This window comes from Streptomyces sp. (assembly GCF_035563135.1).
Classification (GTDB): Bacteria; Actinomycetota; Actinomycetes; order Streptomycetales; family Streptomycetaceae; genus Streptomyces.
Genome location: NZ_DATMVN010000380.1, coordinates 1 through 5,281 on the forward strand (window position 1 = coordinate 1; position 5,281 = coordinate 5,281).

The window sequence follows — 5,281 nt, forward strand, 5'->3', positions numbered from 1 at the left end:
GGCTGGGCCGCCGTGGACGTAGGCCATCACCAGGCCGCCCAACAGCACCTGACGCACGCGCTGCGGCTGGCCCGGCTGGCGGGCGACGTGCAGAGCGGGTGCTACGTGCTGTCGACGATGGCACTCCAGGCGTTCCTCGCCGGACATCCCGCGGAAGCCGCCGACATGGCGGAAGGGGCCTATGAGCGCGCCCGTCACGCCGCGGCGCCGCGCGTGCTCGCCTTCGCGAAACTCGCCGAAGCCCGCGCGCACGCCCGCCAGGGACCGGGCCACGCCAAGGACGCCGGCGCCGCGCTCCACCAGGCCGAGACGCTGCTGGGCCGGATCCGCGCGGACGACGACCCGCCCTGGCTCGCGTACTTCACCCACGCCCGGCTCGCCTCCGACGCCGTCGAGATCCACCGAGACCTCGCCCAGCCCGAGGCCGCCCTGCGCTGGAGCCGGGAGGCCGGCGCCATGAGCAAGGACCACTTCACCCGGGCCGTAGGGCTGAGAACCGCCGTCGTGGGCGCCACGTACATGCAGGCGGGGGACCTGGAGGCGGGCATCGCCAGCGGCCACCAGGCCGTGGACATCCTCGCCGGCGTCCAGTCCGCCCGGGCCCGCGACTACGTGGGCGAACTGCTGGCCTCGGCCGGCCGGTGGAAGCGTCACACGGGCATCCGGGAACTGGGCGTGCGGGCCAACCGGGAGATGCGCGTACCCCTCCCGGCCTGACAGCACCCAGGCCCGACGCTCCTCGCAGGAGCGCCGGGCCTGGGTACGGACGAGTGCGTCCGCTCAGCTTGCGTTGTCACCTCGCTGTACCGGGTGTGACGACGGCTCGCTCACCATCGAGATGGTCTGCACCGCCTTCCCCCTGCGCACCAGCAGCGTCAGCGGGCGAACCGGGTCATCCTCGCTGTGCCCCCCTTCCGGAGCCACCGGCAGGTTGTGCCGGAGGTCGTACGTCGATGTGGCCCCCAGATGCCAAGGCCAGCCCTCCTCCACCGACTGCTCGTCTGCCCGTTGGTAGATGGTCGCGGCGGCGTCGAGCACGACGTCACCCGGCTCCCAGACAGGCTCGTGGGGCGCCCTGTTCGCTATCGTTGTCACGACGCGCAGTCTGCCGGAAGGCTCTGACACTGGGCCACCCGAGCCCTCCGCCCAGGTCGGGACATCAACAGATGAGCTCGCGAAGGGTGGAAGGGGTGAGGGCGCGCTGCGCCAGTCCGTGGCCTCGATCAGACGGAGCCCGCCCGGCGCAGGACACGGTCGCAGGCCGCCAGATGCCCGCCGAGGGCCCCCTCGAACTCCGTCGTGCAGCCCCGCAGCAGATCCCTGCGGATCGCCAGGTCAGGGCCCCACCCCCCAGCGAGCCGCTCGACGAGGCGCGCCGCGTCCGCCGTCGGCTCCGGCGACAGCTCGTCCACCAGACCCGACGCCAGAGCGTCGACCGCGCCGACCGGCGAGCCGAACAGCGCCGCCCGCCGCACCACGCCCCGCTGGGACAGACGACCCATCCGGTACAGAGCCATCCCCGGCCATATCTCACCCGACGCCGTCAACAACGTCAGTTCCACCTCCGCTGCGGCAACGCGGTAATCCGCCGCCATCGCCAGATCCAGGGCGACCCCGGCGCACAACCCGCTCATCGCCGCCACCGAGGCGGCCGGGAGCCGCTCCAACCGCCGCACGACGCCCTCCCACTTCGTCAGCACAGCGGTATCCGGTGGCAGTACGGGAAGGACGGTGCCCTTGACCCGCAGCACGACAACGGCTCCCCGGCGGTCCTCCGCCCGGTCGCAGACCCCGCCGATGACCGCGACGAGATCCTGGGTGAGTCCCGCCGCGCCATCGACACCAACCTCCAGCACCTCCACAGCCCCTACCGGCCTTTCCTCCATCACGCTTCCTCCCAACGCACCAGTGCCGTCTCGATCGCCGAGCCCGGTCCCATCGCCATGAGCACTCCGTAGTCGCCCGCCCGGGCGGCCCCCTCCTCGACCAGACGCTCGTAGGAGAACAGCACCGAGCCGCTGGAGAGATTTCCGTAGTCGCGCAGCACCCCCATGGTGTGCCGCAGCTGGTCCCGGCTCAGACGCAGGTTCACCCGCACCGCATCGACGACCTTCTTGCCCCCGCCGTGTACCAGCCAGTGGCGTACGGCACTGCGGCGCAGACCAGCACCGGCGAGAAGATCGTCGACGACCTCCTCTACGTGCGCTCCGATGACGTACGGGATCTGCGGGTCAAGGAAGAACGACAGCCGCCCCTGTTGGTCGTCCCAGTCGTAGCGCATCGCGTCCACCGCCGACGTGATCACCCGGCTGGCTGACGACAGCAGATACGGCACCGGCCCGTTCCTGTCCTGCCGCCCCGGGGCGGCGCCGGAGGGCTGGCAGACGAGAGCCACGGCGGCTGCGCCGTCACCGAAGAGGGAGTTGACCACCGCGGTGCGCATCGTGGAGTCGAAGACGTACGCGGCCGAGCAGACCTCGGCGCACAGCACCACCGCGACGGCCCCCGGGTTGGCCACACACCAGGACCTGGCGGCGGACAGGCCGTTCATGGCCGCGTGGCAGCCCATCCCCACGATGTCGAGCCGCTGGACAGACGCCGGCAGTTCCATCTTCCGCACCAGCAGGGCGCTCAGCGCGGGGGTGAGCAGGCCCGTCGTTGTCACGCAACACAGAAAGCCCACCTCCCCGGAGCCGATCCCGGCCCGGCCCAGGCAGGTGCGGATCGCTCGGCCGCCCATGTCGAGCGCGACCCGCCGGTGCTTGTCCCGCAGGTCGCCCGGACCTTCCTCGGCCGGATGTCCGTCGACACCTGGGCGGGGGAGCGTCAGGAAACGACGCCGGATTCCGCTCGCGCGGAACAGGCCGGTGATCTTCGGATCGGAGATACCGAAGTGGTCGAGAAGGGCGTCCTGCGAGTAGCCCCAGCCGGCGACGGCCGTGCCGACCGACCTGATCGAAGGGGCCGGGAGACAGCCACTGGTACCCGGCGGTCTTGAACCGATCATCAAATCCTCCAGCACTGGCCGACGCACAAGGAGAGGAACGAGACGGCCCGTGACAATGCGCCGCTCAGAGCCGACACTGCCCTGCGGCTTTCGCTGGGATAAGGCTCATGAGGGGGCACATCTTGCAGCCCCCGCGTGCGAGCCTCACCGCCTTCTGCAAGTCGAACCGCGCAGTACCCGCTTCTCGGACGACAGCAGGTGGCTGATCTCGGCGGCACGCACCCGCGGCCCGCGACGGCCCCTGGGCTCGGTTCTCGTATTGCCGCCGCAGACGGACATGTAGCATAAAGTGACGCCCCATCAGCTTGACGTTTATGGTGTGACGTCGAACATGGCCTCGAACTTGCTGATGGGTTTGCCTGAGTTCCGGACGTGAGAGCGGCCTTCGCCTGATCCTGTGCTCCGTCACAGAGGCATGGGATCAACACGAAGGCCGTAGCTATGAGTCTGTTGCAACACGGCATCCCGCGAGATGCGTTTGCCGAGCTGTCACGCTTCCGGACGGAGCTCTATGCCTGTCTGAACGGGCGGCGCGATGCGCTGTTCGAGCTGAGTGATGCCCTGCTGTGCGCGGATGGTCCGGTGAGGACGTTGGTCGAGCTGTCGTTGGAGCCTGAGCACCGGCGTGGGCATGGCGCCTTATACGGCGGCCTGAACCGCGGGCATCTGGATGTGGCACGGTTGCGCAGAACGCTGGCAGGGCTGCTGCTTCCCCGCACGGCGTCGGGGCGGCTGGTCCTGGCGGTCGATGTGAGCAACTGGCTGCGGCCGGACGCGAATACCAGCCCGGACCGGATGTTCTGCCACACGTACGGGCGAGGCAGAAACTCGGCCCAGATGATCCCCGGTTGGCCCTACTCCTTCGTTGCCGCTGTGGAGCCGGGCCGGACGTCGTGGACGGCCGTGTTGGACGTGCTCCGGCTGCGGCCCTGGGACGACGCGATCGCCGTCACCGCCGACCAGATCCGAGAGGTGTTCCAACGGTTGTATGTGGCAGGCCAGTGGCAGATCGGTGAGCCGCCAGTCCTGGTCGTCCTTGATGCCGGCTACGACGTGACCCGCCTGGCCTTCCTGCTCGCGGACCTGCCCGTGGAGTTGCTGGGCCGGATGCGTTCGGACCGAGTCCTGTACTTTCCGCCTTCTCCCCAGCCGGCGGGCAAGCGCGGGCGCAAACCCAAGCACGGGGCAGAGTTCGCCTTCGAGGACCCAGCCATCCAGCCGGTCCCGTCCATTACCACGGTGACCGACACCACTCACTACGGGCAGGCCGTCGCCACGGCGTGGGACCGCCTGCATCCACTGCTGACCCGGCGCTCGGCCTGGGCCGACCATCCCGGAGAGTTGCCGATCCTCGAAGGCACCGTCATCCGTCTGCAGGTCGATCACCTTCGCGGAGACCGCGATCCCCGGCCGATCTGGCTGTGGTGGTCGGCCACCGATGCCTCCGCCGGGGACGTGGACCGGCTCTGGCAAGCCTTCTTGCGCAGATTCGACCTGGAACACACCTTCAGGATGTTGAAGCAGACGCTGGGCTGGACGGCTCCCAAACTTCGCGAGCCGGACGCCGCTGACCGTTGGACCTGGCTGGTCATCGCCGCCCACACCCAGCTCCGCCTGGCCCGGCCCCTTGCCGAGGACCTTCGCAGACCCTGGGAGCGGCCCGCACGCCAAGGACGTCTCACCCCTGCACGGGTCCGCCGAGGATTTCGCCGCCTCCACGGCAAGGCCCCTCAACCGGCCGGTGCACCGAAAGCCAGCACCGCAGGCCCAGGCCGGCCAATCGGCATGAAGAACAAGCACCGTGCACGCGAACGCACCGTTGGAAAACAGGGCCAACCGGACCTCACGGCAACCCTCACAAGCAGCAGAGCTGGATAAACGTCAAGATCAGGTCCTGCCGCAGTAAATGCGCCCACCTCACCTGCGGAAACGTGGCCGTTGTCCCTGGTGGAGCGATCCGCCGTGCAGTAAATACGCGGTTTACCGCAACGGGCGACATGGCCCTGGCCAAGACGAATACCCGCTCACGACACCTGGCCGTAGCTATACGAGAACCGAGCCGAGATTCCCGTGGGTTCAGGGAAACCGGACGTCCTTCAGCGTGAACCCACGGGTCCATCGGTGTGCGTCAGGCCGATGCATCCGTGGGTTCGGGTGAAACGCGAGGATGCTGAGCGATCCGAAGGGTCTCGACGGGGACGTCGGCCTGGATGTCCTTGGTCATCACGACCGCCTGCCGAACTGCCAGTTGTGCACCCAGGGTCGGCGTACCGG

Annotated in this window: 4 protein-coding genes and 1 pseudogene; 2 read left to right on the forward strand and 3 right to left on the reverse strand. The window is 69.1% G+C overall.

The genetic code is table 11. From position 1 onward, the window contains the following. Positions 1 to 717, forward strand: a pseudogene (locus VN520_RS16565) (sporulation protein); the annotation flags it as partial. 63 nt (positions 718 to 780) lie between these two features. Here VN520_RS16565 and VN520_RS16570 read toward each other — a convergent pair. The 3 genes from VN520_RS16570 to dpgA all read right to left on the reverse strand — a co-directional run bounded on the left by VN520_RS16570 (position 781) and on the right by dpgA (position 3,007). Next, entirely contained in the window at positions 781 to 1,095 is a 315-nt protein-coding gene (locus VN520_RS16570; RefSeq protein WP_325747694.1) for a hypothetical protein, read from the reverse strand. Between the two features lie 128 nt (positions 1,096 to 1,223). Continuing rightward, positions 1,224 to 1,886 (reverse strand): enoyl-CoA-hydratase DpgB, encoded by a 663-nt coding sequence (gene dpgB, locus VN520_RS16575; protein ID WP_325747695.1) that lies wholly within the window; start codon positions 1,884 to 1,886, stop codon positions 1,224 to 1,226. Next, positions 1,886 to 3,007 carry a 3,5-dihydroxyphenylacetyl-CoA synthase DpgA gene (dpgA, locus tag VN520_RS16580; RefSeq protein ID WP_325747696.1) on the reverse strand — a complete coding sequence of 374 codons (1,122 nt, stop codon included), beginning with the start codon at positions 3,005 to 3,007 and terminating at the stop codon, positions 1,886 to 1,888. The genes dpgB and dpgA overlap by 1 nt, the downstream gene beginning before the upstream one ends. A 441-nt stretch (positions 3,008 to 3,448) precedes the next feature. On the opposite strand from dpgA, the gene VN520_RS16585 reads away from it, so the two are divergent. Beyond that, the gene (locus VN520_RS16585; RefSeq protein WP_325747697.1) at positions 3,449 to 4,885 is read left to right on the forward strand and encodes an NF041680 family putative transposase; all 1,437 of its coding nucleotides are present in this window, start codon (positions 3,449 to 3,451) and stop codon (positions 4,883 to 4,885) included. Positions 4,886 to 5,281: the final 396 nt, after the last annotated feature.